Annotated in this window: 13 protein-coding genes; 10 read left to right on the top strand and 3 right to left on the bottom strand. The window is 42.9% G+C overall.

Annotation, left to right across the window (positions count from 1 at the left end; all coding sequences use genetic code 11):
- The first annotated feature begins 13 nt into the window (after positions 1-13).
- From PR799_RS02370 to PR799_RS02350, 4 genes are all read left to right on the top strand, one after another.
- Entirely contained in the window at positions 14-1,186 is a 1,173-nt protein-coding gene (locus PR799_RS02370; RefSeq protein WP_272521163.1) for an ATP-grasp domain-containing protein, read from the top strand.
- Entirely contained in the window at positions 1,183-2,322 is a 1,140-nt protein-coding gene (locus tag PR799_RS02365; RefSeq protein ID WP_272521162.1) for a hypothetical protein, read from the top strand. The genes PR799_RS02370 and PR799_RS02365 overlap by 4 nt, the downstream gene beginning before the upstream one ends.
- The gene (locus tag PR799_RS02360; RefSeq protein WP_272521161.1) at positions 2,319-3,323 is read left to right on the top strand and encodes an aromatic ring-hydroxylating oxygenase subunit alpha; all 1,005 of its coding nucleotides are present in this window, start codon (positions 2,319-2,321) and stop codon (positions 3,321-3,323) included. Before PR799_RS02365 ends, PR799_RS02360 begins: the two co-directional genes overlap by 4 nt.
- 339 nt (positions 3,324-3,662) lie before the next feature.
- Positions 3,663-4,145 (top strand): glutathione peroxidase, encoded by a 483-nt coding sequence (locus PR799_RS02350; protein ID WP_272521160.1) that lies wholly within the window; start codon positions 3,663-3,665, stop codon positions 4,143-4,145.
- A gap of 42 nt (positions 4,146-4,187) precedes the next feature.
- On the opposite strand, the gene PR799_RS02345 is transcribed toward PR799_RS02350, so the two are convergent.
- Positions 4,188-5,249 carry a tetratricopeptide repeat protein gene (locus tag PR799_RS02345; protein WP_272521159.1) on the bottom strand — a complete coding sequence of 354 codons (1,062 nt, stop codon included), beginning with the start codon at positions 5,247-5,249 and terminating at the stop codon, positions 4,188-4,190.
- A gap of 1,040 nt (positions 5,250-6,289) precedes the next feature.
- On the opposite strand from PR799_RS02345, the gene dtpA reads away from it, so the two are divergent.
- Positions 6,290-7,759, top strand: a complete 1,470-nt coding sequence (dtpA, locus tag PR799_RS02340; RefSeq protein WP_036951277.1) for a dipeptide/tripeptide permease DtpA — start codon at positions 6,290-6,292, stop codon at positions 7,757-7,759.
- 79 nt (positions 7,760-7,838) lie between these two features.
- Here the strand turns inward: dtpA and glpX are convergent, their stop codons facing one another.
- The gene (gene glpX / locus PR799_RS02335) at positions 7,839-8,816 is read right to left on the bottom strand and encodes a class II fructose-bisphosphatase (protein WP_181478713.1); all 978 of its coding nucleotides are present in this window, start codon (positions 8,814-8,816) and stop codon (positions 7,839-7,841) included.
- A gap of 174 nt (positions 8,817-8,990) precedes the next feature.
- Positions 8,991-9,914 (bottom strand): AEC family transporter, encoded by a 924-nt coding sequence (locus PR799_RS02330; RefSeq protein ID WP_036951272.1) that lies wholly within the window; start codon positions 9,912-9,914, stop codon positions 8,991-8,993.
- 509 nt (positions 9,915-10,423) lie between these two features.
- Between PR799_RS02330 and PR799_RS02325 the strand changes: the two genes are divergently transcribed.
- From PR799_RS02325 to PR799_RS02305, 5 genes are all read left to right on the top strand, one after another.
- Complete coding sequence (locus PR799_RS02325) at positions 10,424-13,186, top strand: DUF2339 domain-containing protein (RefSeq protein WP_272521157.1); 2,763 nt, start codon at positions 10,424-10,426, stop codon at positions 13,184-13,186.
- Positions 13,187-13,188: 2 nt separating this feature from the next.
- Positions 13,189-14,718 (top strand): DUF3999 family protein, encoded by a 1,530-nt coding sequence (locus PR799_RS02320; RefSeq protein WP_230088682.1) that lies wholly within the window; start codon positions 13,189-13,191, stop codon positions 14,716-14,718.
- A gap of 61 nt (positions 14,719-14,779) precedes the next feature.
- A complete protein-coding gene (locus PR799_RS02315; RefSeq protein ID WP_272521156.1) occupies positions 14,780-15,190 on the top strand; it encodes a GFA family protein in 411 nt (136 codons plus the stop codon).
- Positions 15,191-15,413: 223 nt separating this feature from the next.
- On the top strand, positions 15,414-15,821 hold the full coding sequence (gene psiE / locus PR799_RS02310; protein ID WP_442959385.1) for a phosphate-starvation-inducible protein PsiE: 408 nt from the start codon (positions 15,414-15,416) through the stop codon (positions 15,819-15,821).
- A 295-nt stretch (positions 15,822-16,116) separates the two neighbouring features.
- Positions 16,117-17,670, top strand: a complete 1,554-nt coding sequence (locus PR799_RS02305) for an AbgT family transporter (protein WP_036951266.1) — start codon at positions 16,117-16,119, stop codon at positions 17,668-17,670.
- Positions 17,671-17,673: the final 3 nt, after the last annotated feature.

The following is a 17,673-nucleotide window of genomic DNA, read 5'->3' as shown; positions in this document are numbered from 1 at the left end:
GGTGTTTGCGCCAATGTCCCAAAAGGTTGTTATGAACGTACTGATCCTTGGCGCTCGTGCGCCGGCCTGTCTCGAATGGGCGCGAGCGTTTAATGAGGCAGGATGGACTGTCAGTGTCGGTGATTCGCTCAGTCAGCCGCTGAGCCGCTTTAGTTGCTCCGTGCAACATTATGTCCGCCTACCGGAACCTCGACAGAACCCGACTGCTTGGGTTGAAGCCCTTGCGACGGCGATCGAAAATCAACATATCGACCTGCTACTGCCCACTTGCGAAGAAGTGTTTTACTTGGCTCATGGTCTTGAACGATTGCAGCCGTTGTGTCGGATATTAACCAGTGACTTCCCAATGCTGCATCGTTTGCATCATAAAGGGGATTTTGCAGCCATGACGAATGGCTGGCCTGTCGCTGCCCCTGAAACCCATCTACTGACCGATAGTCAAGCATTGCTCGCATTCGCGGATGATGCTGCAAATTGGGTGTTCAAACCCGCGTATTCACGCTTTGCCTCACAAACTTTGATCCGCCCGCCAGCCCAACAACTAAATAACGTGCAGCCCACTCAGACCGAGCCTTGGGTTGCGCAGCGATTTATCGAAGGGCAGGAATTTTGCAGTTTTAGTGTTTTAGTTGACGGTGAGTTGCGCGCCCACAGCTGTTATCACCCGCACTACCGAGTGGGTCGCGGTTCTGGGATCTATTTCCAGCCAAGTACACCGGAATCTGTACGCCAATTTCTTGAGCATTTTGGACGAGAGACAGGTTATAACGGGCAAGTAGGGTTCGACTTTATCGAAGATAAAAATGGTTGTTTCCATGTGCTGGAATGCAACCCGAGGGCGACCAGCGGTGTGCATTTGTTCGACAATCAACGACAGTTATTAGTGAATAGCTTGAGTCATTCACTTAAGCAGGTTCTTGAGCCAACATTAGAGCCTCGAATGATCGCATTGGCGATGTTGTTATTTGCTGCGCCACGACGTGCTCTGAGCCCGACGTTCTGGCGTGATTATACTGTCGCTCGCGATGTTATCGTGCAAAAAGGTGACTGGTGGCCGTTAATAGCACAAGTCGGGAGTCTCACAGAAATCGTTGCTCGGGCGGCATCTCGACGCTGTGGATTATTAACGGCGTCCACGGCAGATATCGAATGGAACGGCCAGCCGCTAGACGAGCGTACACCATGAAATTATTGTTCGAAGATCAAATTATGAGTGAGAGCGCCAGCCCGAATGACAGCTTGGCTCGGCGCTATGTCCGCGCTTGTACCAGTGAGTGTTTGATTGGCAATGTGAGCACGAAAATGGCGTTGCTCGATACGGGAACGCAGCAATTTCCGGTCAGTATCACGGACGGCAACGAACCTGACGACAACTGCTATGTGGTATCTCCTCAAACAGCCTACAGTGGTTACGCCCGTGAAGAAATCAAGCGCCTCGGACGCCCCTATCTGACTTGGCCGTTGAAGCTGCTGACTCAAGCCGTTGAGTGCCTGCTAAATGTGGGAAAGATCAACAAATTGGTGCAGGTAAACAACTGGTTGCTATCGACCAATCTTTATCCTAATGATTGGGATGTCACTGAATTGCCAGCGATTACTGTGCTGCTGAAACAAAACTTTCCTGAGCATGGCATTGGCTTTCGTTCGCTCAATGATTTTAGTAATCGTAAGTTACGCCAATGCCTGCAAAGCCATGGTTACCTGAGTATTCCTAGCCGGCAAGTCTATTTATTTGATGGTCGAGCAGGGGAGCAAGCGCCGTTTCTGAAACACCATAATACTCGGCTGGATGCCACCTTATTACGACGCAGCCGGTATACCGTCGTACTCGGTAACGAATTGAGTGATGACGATTTCAAAAGAATAGAGCATCTTTATAACCTGCTTTATTTGGATAAATATTGTACGTTGAATCCCCATTATAGTGCGCAATGGATGCAGCAGGGACAACGTGAGGGGTGGCTAGAAATTCGCGCTTTACGTAATGCAGAAGGGCGTATTGACGGCGCGTTGGGTTGGTTTTCATTTTCCACTGTGATCAGTACGCCAATAGTGGGCTATGACACCGCGTTGCCCCAAAGGCTTGGATTGTATCGACAATTGACCCGTCTGTGCCTGCAAGAAGCGGCTGAGCGTCGTCAGGTGCTGAATTTTAGCTCTGGTGCGGCTGAATTCAAACGCTTACGAGGCGGTAAACCGCAGATCGAATACAGCTTGGTCTACATCGCCCATTTATCTTGGGGACGACGCCTTGTATGGAAGGTGCTGAGTTTTCTGTTACATGGTATTGGTGTACCGATGATGAGGAAGCTAAAACTGTGAAGTCGTTTGAACATCAATGGTGGCCTGTGGTTATCAGTGACACGTTGCGAAACCAACCTGTGGCGTGCCAGTTACATGACACGCCGCTGGTGTTATTTCGCGACAGTGACGGGCGTGCTGCTGCGCTACCCGATCGTTGTCCGCACCGCTTTGCACCATTGAGCGCGGGTAAAGTGTGCGATGGGCAGATTGAATGTCCTTATCATGGCTGGCGGTTTTCCGCCGACGGACGATGTACCCGAGTGCCCGGTACCGACCTTGCGGCGGGAAGTAAGCCGCTGCTCGAGAGTTTTCCTTGTTGTGAAGCTCACGGGCTAGTTTGGGTTAGCCTTAGCACTGAGCGCCCGCAGATCCCACCAGCTGCGCCCTCCGATAGTTTGCAGAGAGTCGATACATTTTGGATCACGGATGACGTGCAGTGCTCTCTGCAAGATGCCGCAGAGAATTTTCTCGACGGTTTTCACACGCATTTTGTTCACTCTGGCTGGATCCGTCACGATAGGCAACGGCAACAAATTAGTGCCCGAGTTCATCCACTGACAGATGGCGTCGAAGCGGTGTACAGCGAAGAGGGTAAACAGTCAGGGTGTATTTCACGACTGTTTGAGCGTGAGCGTGGAATCAGTATGGGGCGCTTTCGTCTGCCGTGTCTGGCAGAAATTGAGTACCGCGACCGCAGTGACGAGCTCAATCTGCTGGTTAGCGCTTGGCTAGTCCCTTATGGAAATGACCAGTTACGCTTGTTTGCACGGATTGCCACTCGACGCGGCAAGCTTCCGGCAGTCATCAAACGTTATGTCTTAAGCAAGTTATTCCGCGTGATCCTCCGTCAAGACCGCCAAATATTGGAGAAAGTCAGTGCCAATAAAGTGCGTTTTCAAGGAGCCTTACCGACACCGCTGGATGGCGAGCAAGATCTACTCGGTCCTAGTATTCGCCAATTACTTGCAGATGGTGAGCCACTGATGTTTGAGGAGAAGGAGTTCTATTTTCGGCTTTAAGTCGCTGCGAGGAATATTGCCCAGCTTTCCGGTTTAACTCGCCAAGCCATTGCTTTACTTAAAGACGGCTCTCGTGGCAAAGGGGATTTCCCTTGTCCTATCCAGCGTATTAGTGGCCAGTCACCACTTTGGGATTGGTCAGAAGTGGCCAAATGGTTGAATGATAGTGGTCGTCTCGATAGTAAAGGCGTTCAGGCTCGAGAGCAGTTGGTGAGTAACGCACACACATTGAGCAAGTGGAATCTTGCGTTGAGAATGAGGGCATTTGGAAATATTAAAGAAATAGAATCCATCGCGTATTCACTTATTTCATAATGTTTTATCTTTGAGGACGTTACGATGACCACTTTTTATCAACTGACAGCAACAAGCCTTGGCGGGCAGCGCATGTCTATGGCGGACTACGCGGGTAAGGTAGTTTTAGTTGTAAATACAGCCAGCCATTGTGGCTTTACACCGCAATATGAAGGTCTTGAAGCACTCTACAAAAAATATACAGATCAGGGTTTGGTCGTGCTGGGTTTCCCCTGCAATCAATTTGGGAAACAGGAACCCGGCGGTGCAGAGGAAATTGGGCAGACCTGTTACATTAATTACGGTGTGAGTTTTCCGATGTTCGAGAAAATAGACGTCAATGGAAGCGCAGCGCACCCAGTATTTCGTTATCTGAAGAGTGAGCTACCGGGGCTGCTGGGCGGTCGAGTTATGTGGAATTTCACTAAATTCCTGATTGGACGTGATGGTAAGCCAATTAAGCGCTTTGCACCGTTTACGACTCCAGAAAAAATGGAAGCGGCAATTGTTGCGGCACTGGAAATTTAAGCGCTCGGTACTTTGAGTTATTTCATGCAGATAATCTTAGGGCTATTTCCCTTTGCCTGCATTCTGTAACTCATTTTCCATAATCATCACTTTCTTCTGGGCGCGTTCGTCGCCTTGCTTGGCGGCGAGTCGATACCAATATAACGCTTTCGTGTCATCTTGCGGTACGCCCATTCCATACTGATAACACGCTCCGCTGGCATACTGAGCATCACGGCTGCGCTGGTTGGCGGCCTTGATAAACCACTGGCAGGCTTTCGCTTGGTCGGCGGTGATGCCATCACCTCGTGCGTAAATTAACGCTAAATTAAACTGGGCGGAAACTTCCCCTTGCTGAGCGGCGAGGGTGAGCCACTTAATGGCGGAAACGGTATCGCGTTTAGTGCCTTGACCTGCCAAGTAGAGCATACCTAAGCTATTTTGTGCGGGGGAAAATCCTAACTCCGCAGAGCGCGTAAAATACTGAAACGCCGCGGTGTAATTGATTTTGTCATACATTCCCGTTGCTGCTTGATAACCTAATAAATAGAGCGCTTGCGGCTGATTTTTTTCAGCTAGAGCGAGGTAGATTTGATTGGCTTTTTGAGGGTCTTCATCTCCGACGACACCTTTTTCATACCAATAAGCTAAAGTTAGCTGCGCTGCGGGCAACTGTTGTGCTGCGGCTTTTTCTAGCCAGCTTAATGCTTGTTGTGGATTTTTCTCCAATAGGTTTGGGATGCCCTCTAAGGTATATTCTGCCATATTCATTTGGCCAATAGGGTCACCAGCATTGGCTGCCGCTTCCATCCAATGCAGCATCTCTTTGGGATTTTTACCAACGCCAGCCCCTTGCTGGTACATCAACGCGAGGTTGATTTGTGCTTTGGTAAAATGTTGGCTAGCGGATAGTTTATACCAGTACACCGCTTTATCGAGCTGACCATGAGACTGATAAAACATGGCTAAATTAAACTGAGCTTCCGCTTGCCCGCTATCGGCTAATTGTGTGAGCGTTTTTTCATCCACGACTGAAGAGGGTGCAACAGGAGCCACCGTTTTTGCATGACTCAAATTAATGAATAATGAGCAAAGGATGATGAGGGGGAGAGTAAACTGTTTCACTGAGCTTCCTTGGGATGAATTTTAGCCATTTATTCCTAAAGGGTAGGTTAACGGGTTGCAGCCAGCGACGCAATTGCCATTCTTGCGATTCTTAAAATTATTTTTACACATTAAATGATTATAAATCATGATGTTATAAAAAAGATTAAAAATAATTAAAAAAAAGATGAACCTTTTGAGGCTATCAAGGGTCTTAATTACATATATATCACTGTTTGCTTGTGTAAACATTCATATATTTACCCTCAACATTCATATATTTACCCTCAACATTCATTTCTTTACATGAAGTAATGCAATAATGCATCTATGTCGTGTAGTTTGAATTAGTAGTACGATCCTTAATAGAATGCATTATGCCCAGTTTTAGTCGCTGGGCTTTTTTTTGCATAAAATACGACTCTTCCTACAAATACCCCTTTATTTTTATCTCACTCCGTTATTTTGTTCGATAAATAAACACGCAGTAGTGACGTCAATAAATAATCACCTATCTAAATTCATTTTCTATTCAGTTTTTATTACCACCAAGACGAAATATCCGCAGGGTGCTACGCGGTATGTTTGTGGTGTTTATAGGGTGTTACTCTGCGAGTAAAATGATTAAAGATAGAACAATATGCTTAACATATAGTGAACAAGTGATTATTTAATGGGCGATAATAATTTCATGATTTTGTAAAAAATTGAAGTTAATCACGATAACGATCCATAGATGTAGTAATTAACACTAGCTAATTCTTTAGTTTTGGTGCATAAATAGCATATATTGCTTAATTGATTATTCTGTTTGGCTTGGCATATATTCGCCATAATGCTGAATAAATAATCAAATATGCTTTAACTCATTGAATTTTATGTTCGCGATTCATAAACAATATTTACACACAGTTTTGTTTGTTTTGAGGTCAGGGATTGATACTCCTCCTACCAAAAGTGAATCTTCTAAAGCTTGAATTCTTGAGACCATAACAATGCGAGGGTGCAGACAGCGTCCCGTGGTTTTTTTGCATACGTACAGGTTGTATTAGAGGTAACTTGTGTCCACAACAAATAACAAAGAGGAAGTCAGTCTTAACGCGTTTAAGCAACCTCGTTCATTCTATCTCATCTTTTCTATCGAACTCTGGGAACGTTTTGGTTACTACGGTCTTCAGGGGATCCTCCCAATCTATCTCAGCCAAGTGCTTGGCATGTCGGAAGCGGAATCTATTACGTTATTCGCGGCATTCTCTGCACTGGTTTATGGCTTCGTTGCCATCGGTGGTTGGTTAGGGGATAAAGTTTTAGGGACTAAGCGTGCGATTGTCCTTGGTACGGTAGTGCTGATTGTCGGTTATGCGTTCGTTGCGTACTCTGGGCATGATGTGTCGATGGTTTACCTCGGACTTGCTACCATCGCGGTAGGTAATGGTCTGTTTAAAGCGAACCCATCATCATTATTATCTACCTGTTATGACAAAAATGACCCACGTTTGGACGGTGCATTCACTATGTACTATATGTCCGTTAACATTGGTTCATTCTTCTCAATGCTGGCAACGCCATGGTTAGCGAAACATTACGGCTGGGATGTCGCATTCTCCCTCAGCGTAGTGGGCCTGATCATCACCTTAATTAACTTCTACATGTGCAAAAAATGGGTCGCAGATCACGGTTCAAAACCTGACTTCGCGCCTGTTGTTATCTCCAAATTACTGATGACTATCGTCGGTGTGGTTGCACTCATTGCGATTTCAAACTGGTTACTGCACAACTTAGGCATTGCGCGTGCGGCACTGGCGGTGATCTCTCTGGGTATTTTAGTTATCTTTATCAAAGAGATGATGGCACTTAAAGGTATTGCTCGTCGCCGTATGGCGGTCGCGTTGATCCTGATGCTCGAAGCGATTGTTTTCTTCGTACTGTATAGCCAAATGCCAACCTCACTGAACTTCTTCGCACTGCATAACGTGGAGCATGAAGTTTTCGGTTTTGCGATTGAGCCTGCTCAGTATCAAGCCTTAAACCCATTATGGATCATGATTGGTAGCCCAATTTTGGCGGCAATCTATAACAAAATGGGCGATAACTTACCGATGCCACATAAATTCGCTATCGGGATGTTACTGTGTTCAGCGGCGTTCTTAGTACTGCCATTAGGAGCAAAATTCGCGAACGAAGCGGGTATTGTTTCTGTTCAATGGTTAGTTATCTGCTACGGTTTCCAAAGTATCGGTGAGCTGATGATTTCAGGTCTGGGTCTGGCGATGGTGGCACAGTTAGTTCCACAACGTCTGATGGGCTTTATCATGGGCGCATGGTTCTTAACTAACTCTGCTGCGGCATTTATTGCGGGTTATGTTGCTTCTATGGCGGCTGCACCTCAAGGCGAAATCACCAGTAAAGTTGAATCACTGGCTGTCTACAGCGATGTCTTTATGAAGATTGGTCTGGTAACGGGGGCGATTGCTATTGTGATGGTATTTACCGCGCCGTTATTAAACCGTATGACGCAAGAACAGCATTAATTTGTTCTGTCAGTGATAAAATTGAAAAGGGCGATAGAGATATCGCCCTTTTTTAATGCATGATTATTCAAAGCATATGTTATTTAAAATACCGATTGCTAATTAATTTCATCGAACGGTTATTGCCGTTGACTAAAATGGTGCTCGCGCTGCGACTATGTAGATCATTCGAGATACCATTCATCAGCACCGTTGGCGTGATAGCCGTAGCCGAGAAAATCACATCGGACGTATTCACCATCATATCCAATGTTAAAATCTCTCCAATTTCGATACCCATCTGCTGGCAACGAATCGCTTCTTGCGCCGCTAACAGTTTATTTTGTTCGGTGTCTTCTTTGGCCTTATTACGAGGAACAAGGCGCGCTTGCATGTCTCCACCTAATGCGCGGGCAATGGCTGCACTAATGATGCCTTCTGGCGCACCACCGATACCATACATCATATCAATAGGGTGCTCTGGTAAGATTGTTAGCAGTGATGCAAGAACATCGCCGTCAGGAATGGTGATGACGTTGGCGCCAAAGTTACGGATGGTTTTAATAATGTGCTGGTGGCGAGGTTTATCGAGAATGGCAATGTTAAGCATGGAAATTGGCTTATCCAATGCCGCAGAGAGAAACTCGAGGTTTTTCTCTAATGGATTTTTTAGGTGAACGGCATCTTTTGCTGCTGCGCCGACGACCATTTTTTCCATATACATATCGGGGGCTTGCAGCAATGTTCCTGTTGGTGCGGCCGCTAAAACGGCAATGGCATTGTGCTCATTACATGCCACCATTCGGGTGCCATCAATGGGGTCGACCGCGATATCTAAATGATGTTCACTAGATTGCTTGCCGACTTGCTCACCAATATACAGCATTGGCGCTTCGTCAATTTCCCCTTCGCCAATTACGATTTTTCCATGAAAATCAATTTCATTGAGTCGATTTCGCATGGCTTCAACCGCAGCGTTATCCGCTGCATTCTTATCTTGTTTCCCTACCCATTCAAACGCGGCAATGGCAGCAACTTCCGTCACTGACGCGATAGCAGACGCGAGTTCATCGCTAATTTTCATTTTGGTGTTATTCCTAGGGCTAAAAAATTATCGCGCCTATGATACGATTTTTGTGATCAACTTGGTAATTTTTGGGCGAATAAAACGGCGTTTTATTGAGGTTAAAGCGGAAGGTTAAGGGATGGAAAGGGCGGAGCGAACTCCGCCTGTTGACATATCAAAGACGCATTACAGCATTTCGACGATGGTGATCCCGCCAATAATTGAAATCAATGCCGCAATGGTACTGAGTAATACGGTTCCCGCAGAGGTTTCAGTATAGGCTTTATTACTGATAGCTAACGCAGGTACAGCCGTTGCCGTCGGTAACACACCGATAATAAATGCCGCTTTTAATAAATCACTTTGTAACCCTAATGCGAGGCCAGTTCCAAGAATAAGCGCCGCCTGTACAAAGTTTTTCACAAAAACGTTAAAGATAATTTCTTTATTGATTGTGAGTTTAATACCGGAAAGTAATAAACCGAGGAAGAAGAGGGCCACACCACCTGCTGTTTTCCCGAGTTCATTGACTGAGTTTTGTAGGATTTCAGGTAGTTTTACGCCACAAATTGCCAGAATTGCCCCTAAAACAGGCAGGAAAACTAATGGCTGAATGACGGCTTTACCAACAGACTTCAGAATACCATTGCCATTCGCTGATCCGCTGATCATTAATAAGGTAAATGGAATGATGATGACGGTATAGATTAAGTTACCGAGAACCATGGCAATTAAACCGGATGAACCGACAGTTGCCAGTAAAACTGGTGGCCCACAGTACGCCATATCTGGGAATGAAACAGACAATGCTTGCATCGCAGCATCGGTTTTATTGTGACGGAAAAATACTTTACCGACCACAAAACCAATGACATAGGATGCAATTAACCCGACTGCTAGTGCTATCAAGTAATCCACATTCAGTAAAACTGAAGGAGGGGCTTGAACTGCAGCAAGGAATAATGCAAATGGTAAGGCGATTTTGACAACAAAGTCGGCAAACGCTTGCGAATATTCCCGTTTCACGAAGCCATATTTACCCGATAACCACCCTACGGCAAGACCGAGTACGATGGGACTTAGGGCTTCAAGTATTATGTGTAATAACATAGGTATTCCTTTGCGTTATTTAGGACAATACATATTTTTTAAATATATCGATAAAAGACAGTCGTTATTTGTTAAATAACTTATTGGTGAATTTGCCTATAAATTAATAACATAATCACACGAAAATACACCTATTATCTGCATATTTTTCCTAATAAATAAAAAGTATCAAAAATGGATTATTGAAATTAATAAGTTATTAATAAAGTAATAGGGGATTCAGTGGTGAGAAAAATAATTATTTGAAAATGTGTTTTTCTGGTCTAAAAAATATTAAAAATGTACTATCATTTTATGATAGTTAAATAATAAGATGATAGAATAGATTAATCCGTGAATACTCTTAAAAAGAGTTATTTTGTAACAGTTTGTTACCCACTGTTGGCAATTTAGTTATTCGTCTCTAAACTAGGACGATTATTGAATAATGTCGATTGATACTGTGTATTCTAAGATCCTGTTAACTAATCTTGGGTTACTGGCATTGGATTAAAGAAGGAAACCTATTTGTGGATACATGGATACTCCTAGGGCTCATTTTAATTGCGTTTGTGATAGTTGCCCCTGTGCTAGCTATCATTGCGATTAATCGTACTGGTCGAATGCAATACCAAATTAATCAGTTGAACCAAAAGGTTGCCTCGTTAGAAGCCGAAATAGCTCGTGATAACGGCCTTCAGCCTGTTCACACTATTGATACGGATGAAGAAAATCCAGTATCCCATCAAGGTGATATCCAACATCATAAGTATCAAGTGGATACACTTGAAATTGCAATCCAAGATCTTCAACACCAAGCACCTCAAATTATGCCGCAGCCAGCGGCAGTGTCCAGTGACAAACAAGTTAATGCAGTTAGCCCGATAGCCGTTAATCCAAATCGTTTTGATAAGCCAAAGCCAAGTCAGGCGACATCATCTCAGAATAAAACAGAAAATAAATCCATTTTTGCCCATTTCTTCACGTGGCTAGTGACAGGTAATCCGCTGGCGAAGATAGGAATTTTATTATTATTTTTAGGCGTTGCCTATTTACTGAATTACAGCGTACAAAATGAGATTATTTCGCCTGAGCTAAGGCTTGTCTTCAGCGCTGCGGGTTGTTTAGTTTTACTAGGTACAGGTTGGTGGTTACGCACGAAGAAAGCGTTATTTGGCCTGATATTACAAGGCGGCGCTATTGGCTGCTTGTACATTACTGTTTTTGCCGCTTTCAAGTTATACACCATGATCCCCTATGGGTTTGCATTTGCGGCGATGCTAATTATCTGTTGTGCAAGTATTGGGTTGGCATTATTACAGCGTACGATTAGCTTAGCAATTTTAGCGTCGTTAGGGGGTTATTTAGCGCCAATATTACTGTCCACTGGGGGCGGTAGCCATATTGTTTTATTCTCCTATTACTTAATGTTATCGATAGGGATTTTAGTCATCAGTTTCTGGCAAGCTTGGCGCCCGTTAAATCTAGTCGGCATGTTTATGACTTATGGCGTGGCAATATTATGGGGAATGGACAATTATCATTATGATTATTATCTATCATGCCAGCTATTTATTATTGCTAACTTGATTGTATTCAACGCATTAACTCAGTTATTCGCCTTACGTTTCGAACATAATAAACAGCTCGTTGTTGATAACACGCTATTATTTTTCCCTCCATTAATGAGTATTGCCTTGCAATTTGCTATTTCGGATGGCATCGGATTATTGCCAGCATTTATTTCTCTACTTATTGGCTTACTGTATCTCATTGCCAGCTTACGACTTCATAAACGCTTTAATGCTGCGGGTAAGAATATGGCTCTAGGTAATATCATTATTGGGGCTAGCTTCGTAACGTTGGCAGTACCGCTTGCCTTGTCATTTGGATGGACGACGATTGTTTGGTCATTACAAGGTTTCGCTATGCTGTGGTTTGCCCTCAATCAAGGGCATAAAAAATTAGCGTTGCTCTCGTCATTGCTTATTGCGGTTAGCGCTTTAATCATATTAAGCGACTATCCATATTACTATTGGAGCGATAATGTTATTTACATGCTGCCGAGCCTGATAGCCGCTTGTTTCTGTGCTGGCGGGTTATTTCATGTGCGCCAGAAAGATGCGAGCTATTTTACCGCACTCAGTTATGCATTTTTGCTCCTTGGGTTATTAGTTTGGTTTGCCTGGGTGCCTGAATTTACTGACATGCTGTCATGGAACAGTGAAACGGAAAGCTTAATTATTTTGGCTGTGGTGCTGATCTCAGCATGGTGCTGGCGTCTTGGTGGTCAAAAAATCAATTGGATACCATTAGTTTTATGCCAGTTCTCATTATGGGCAGTGGCTTACTATTACTTAACATTAGATTTTATTTATGCAGAAAATCCGATGGGGCGTGGGGAAGGCTCGCTGATTTGGCCTGTGATCTTGGGAAGTTCAGTTCTGTATGTGATGCACGCTTATCGTACCCAAAACTTGTATATTCGACGTGGAATGCACGTTGCCAACCTATGGTTAATTATTGGTTTTTGTGCGACGCAAGTTAACTGGTTTGTGGCTAACCTTCCGTGGGGAATGCACGAACTGGGTTACTTCATCTACATTATGTCGATAACCTTAGTGGTATTGATTCTCTACTGGTTGCAACATAACAAATTTGTACCAATGCGCCGTAAAGGCTTGTTGTATTGGTATAGTCTATTACCACTTATGGCAGTGCTGGCGGTGCTTTCATATTGGTCAAACTTTGAAGATGGCAAACTCACGTTTTGGAGTTACGTCCCATTAGTTAACCCGCTAGATGAAGCGGGACTGTTTAGCATTGCAGCGCTGTTATTGATGCGCAAAGGTTTTATCGAGAAGCTAAGAAAAATAACGCCTATTGAAATTGGGGTAGTGAAAGGTTTAATGGTGGTGATCATTGGATTAGCTATCTTCTGGTATAACGGCATCATTCTTCGTGCGACAGCTGATTTCGCGAATATTCCTTGGAATGAGAATATCTTATTTGATTCGCGTCTCGTTCAAACGGTTCTTTCCATTAGCTGGGCCATAGCCGCACTATTCTGCATGGTGATTGCGGCCGTGAAGAAAAGTCGAACATGGTGGTTTGGTGGTGCAGCGATTTTCGCTTGTGTGATTGCAAAACTATTTCTTATTGATGTGTATGGGCAGGATGGTATTTCCCGTGCGGTCTCCTTTATTGCCGTGGCGGTGTTGATCTTGGTTGTGGGTTATTTCTCCCCATTACCACCAAAGCATAAAACGGACATTGAGGTACAGGATAAATAGCGATGAACTGCATGAAAATAGCCGTGAAAAACATAACAACATTATGTGCATGGGGTGCTCTCTTTTCCTCAATATGCTTATTATCATTTGGAAGCTATGCTAGCGATTCTAAAGCCAATGACCTTAGTGCTAATGATTCTAAGCAAGCAAGCCCCTACGATTTTTATCAAGGAGAAGAGCTTACCACTCCGGATAGAAGCAGCCCGTTCTACTGGTTAGAGTTACCCGCAGCTGCCTATATGGGATCTGCGTATCCAGATACGCTGCAAGATATTCGTATTTTCAATGGAACAGGGAATGAAATTCCAACGGCGTTATTTTTCGATACCAATAAATCTGTTGCGACGACCAATGTTAAATTTAATTTTCAACGCTTAGTCACTCGTGCAGATAATGTGAACCCTAACGATGATGCTCAATTTGATAGCCAATATATACTGGTGGAAGCTGAGCCAGGTAAAACAACCCGTATTGAATTGCCGAATTTACAACGAAAAGATAAAACCAATTATCAGGCCTATTTACTGACGCGTGATCAACTCAAAGACAGCGGGGTTTTATCAACTTTAGATTTAGGTTGGGCTCAGAATAATCAGGACTGGCAAGCCAAAGTTTTTGTTTATTACAGTACTGATAAGAAAAACTGGGTAAATATAGCGTCGAATCAACCTGTCATGAGCCTGAAATTAGACTCAGGCGTTGTGGCGAGTAATACCATTGAATTATTAAGAGGGGAAAGTACTGGCCCCGTCGCGCCATACTTGATGTTAGTAACAGTTAGCGCGCCAGAGCATGAAATTCCACTTCTTCAGTCTGTGACTGGATTGCAGTATGTGATGAACTCTTTCCATCGTCAGGAATCTTTCCTCTTTGAAGTGACGAACGATGGTATCACGCGAGAGCAAGTGATTTATCGCTTGCCAACACCGCAACCATTGAATGAAATCAGCATTAAGCTACAACAATCAAATCGCGTGGTACCGCTGAAAATAGAATATATTGCCAATAGTGATGAGGAATGGAAATTGTTGGCGAATGTGATGGTTTTCAACCAAATCAATGATGGTGATAAAGCGAGTAATCCGAATTTAATGATCCACGATAAGCAAATTAAAGGACTCAGAATCACTGCATTAAAAGGCAGCTGGGATGAGTTGCCACCTACGATTTATGGGTTGCGTGATGCCGTGAATTTGATTGTTAATATACAAGGAGCTTCGCCTTATTTGCTTGTGTGGGGAAACAAACAAGCCACCTTAGATAATGTTAACTACACTCAACTTATTGGTAAGAATGAAAGTGTTGAAAACGTGATGGAGGATTTCCCTGAAATCACAACGACAGGTAAAGTATTGGAATTAGGTGGTGTGGAGAAAAGAACCCAAGATAAGCCCGTGGAAGAAGGCTTAGATTGGATGACTATCGCATTATGGGTGTTACTTGTTGTCGGCATTTTCGCGCTGCTTTATTTCTGCTGGTATCTTTTCAAAGAGGTTGGGTCATCAAATAAATCCAACTCAGACGATCTTTAATTAAAAAAGGAACCTTAGGTTCCTTTTTTTGAATCTAGCTGCATCAATAGAGGACTGGATCATGCCTAAAGGACAATGTTTATGTGGGTCAGTTAAACTGACTATCAATCACCCTATCGATACCGTTCATGTTTGCCATTGTGACATGTGCCTAAAATGGAATGGCGGTCCCGGAATGACCATCGGCTATGAAGGTGAGCCTGAAATTGAAGGTAACGAGTTCATTACCCGTTTTGCTTCATCGGAATGGGCTGAAAGGGCTTTCTGTAAGCAGTGTGGTACTCATCTATTTTATCATTTACATTCGCCGTCAACGTATTACATTTCAGCCCCGCTATTTGAAGAAAGCAAAAATGCTAAAATGGGAACACAAATTTATATTGATTGTAAGCCTAGCTATTATAATTTTGTTGAAAAGACGCCAATGCTAACTGAGCAAGATATATTAAACTTGTTCGCCAATAAATCCTAAATGCCAATCTTATAGCAGGTATTATTACCTGCTATTTATCTTAAGGTAATCTAAACATTCATTTGTAATGTCAGCGTCAAAAATTTCAATTATAATTAAGTCATTCTATTTTGTTTTTTTTACATAATGTTGAAAGGTTATGCTTAATCTAAGGTAAATGGAAAAAGTAAATTATCTATTTTAAACGTAGAGAGAGTAACCCGAGGAATGATTAATGAATAATATGAAAGGAATGCGCCATGCGAGTAATATCGCTTGGGTATTACAATGGGTTCTTAACGCAGGTTTAATTGTGCTTGCTGGGGTGCTGGTTTTCTTCTTGGCAAAAGAAACATTTACGATGGCATCGTTGATGTTTGGAGGGGATCAAGAGGCTAAAGCGTATGAGCTTTTAGAAGGAATTGTCATTTATTTTCTGTATTTTGAGTTTATTGCTTTGATTATAAAGTACTTTATGTCAGGTTATCATTTTCCATTACGCTATTTTATCTACATTGGTATCACGGCCATTATTCGCCTCATTATTGTTGACCACAGTGATCCGATGACTACGCTGCTGCATGCTGGTGCTATTTTAGTTTTAGTTATTGCTCTTTTTATTGCTAATACTGAAAAACTAAAACGAGAATAATAATCTTTAGATTAATTTATCAATCACGCTAAAGGGAATAATAATCATTTCTTTTAGCGTGAGCTTAAATAAATAAAAAAATGACTTAAGCAATATAAAGCGAGAGTAAACATAAGCTAAAATAAAATTTCAGGTAGTTGGATTTAGAATAAAACTAATAATATAAGCATTATTAACTAGAATGATTGTCTGCTTTTTATTCTGTTAAAATAAAGTAAGAAAGTGTTTTACTTTTCTAAATGGGTTATTTACTGTGATAAAGTTTCTATTCTAATAACATAAGTAACTTGCAACTATGACAACTAAAACACTACCTCAGAAAAAGGGTTTTTTAAATCGTGTTGAGCGCATCGGTAACGTTATGCCAGATGTGACAATGCTATTTGTTTACGCCCTAGTAATATGTTGGTTTTTATCCTATCTACTCTCATTTGTAGATTTCAGTTATCACCATCCTATTTCTAAAGAAAAAATTTCCGTTATTAATATGTTTCAGTATGAAGAAATCATATTATTTGTGACATCAGCGGTTAAAAATTTTATTAATTTCCCTCCTCTCGGAATAACAATTGTTGCCACCTTAGGTATTGGGATTGCAGAAAGTAGCGGCTTTATTAATACAGCGCTGAAAAAAATGCTTTCTTTTATTTCACCTAAAATGTTGACTCCAACCGTTGTGTTCGTCGGGATCGTTTCTCACGTTGCTTCTGACTCAGCCTACGTTATTTTGATGCCAGTCGCGGCAATGATGTTTTATGCTAGTGGTCGCCATCCTTTAGCGGGTATTGCAGCGGCATTTGCCGGTTTAGCGGGTGGATTCACTGCAAGTTATACGCCATCGATTATTGACCCAATCATGCAGAGCTTTACGCAAGATGCCGCGCAAATGTTAGCGCCAGGCTACAGTGTCAACGTGCTGTGTAACTATTTCTTTAGCTTGGGCGGAACCTTCGGCGTTATTTTTACTTGTTGGTTTATCACCGAAAAAATCGTTGAGCCGTGGTTAAATAAAAACGCGCCAATCACCAAATCTGACGTTGATACGGATGCTGAGCAAGATTTAGGTAAAATCACACCACAAGAGCATCGCGCATTTCGTGTTGCTGGGTTAATGGTAATTGCATTAGGCGTAGGGTTATTTGCGCTGTTATGGCCTGAAAATTCACCACTACGTGGTCCAGACGGCAGCTTAACCAGCCCTAAAGCCCCGATCATGCAGATTGTTGTGCCATTATTGTTCATCTTCTTTGCACTACCGGGCATTGTGTACGGTTATATGACCAAATCTTTCACCTCGACCAAAGATGTGGTTAAGGCGATGGAAAATATTACCAAATCACTGATCCCATTTATTGTGTTTGCTTTCTTTGCGGCGCAATTCCTGTATTCGTTCCAACACTCTAACTTAGGGACATTATTAGCCTTATCGGGTGCGGAATTACTGCGAACTTTAGATATGCCATCGGGAATGACGGTATTTGGGGTGATTTTATTAACTGCCGTGTTAAATATCATGATCACGTCAGCGACCTCAAAATGGGCGATTATGGCACCAGTTTTAGTGCCAATGTTAATGGCAGTCGGAATTTCGCCAGAATTAACCCAAGCAGCATTCCGTGTAAGTGACTCTGCGATGAACGTGAGTACACCAATGTTCCCGTTCTATCCGCTGATTTTAATGTATTGCCAAAAATATTATAAAAATGCAGGTATCGGAACCTTATGTTCCATGATGATCCCATTCACCATCGGTTTATTAATTACCTTAACAGCAACACTGTATCTGTTCTGGGCATTCGATATTCCAATCGGTTTTGACAGCGGTTATACATGGCAGCCTGCACAATAAGTA

The sequence above is a fragment of the Providencia sp. PROV202 genome (assembly GCF_028479565.1).
Lineage (GTDB): Bacteria > Pseudomonadota > Gammaproteobacteria > Enterobacterales > Enterobacteriaceae > Providencia > Providencia zhijiangensis.
Note: the sequence above shows the minus strand (reverse complement) of the source record. Positions and strands in the feature narration are given on the sequence as shown.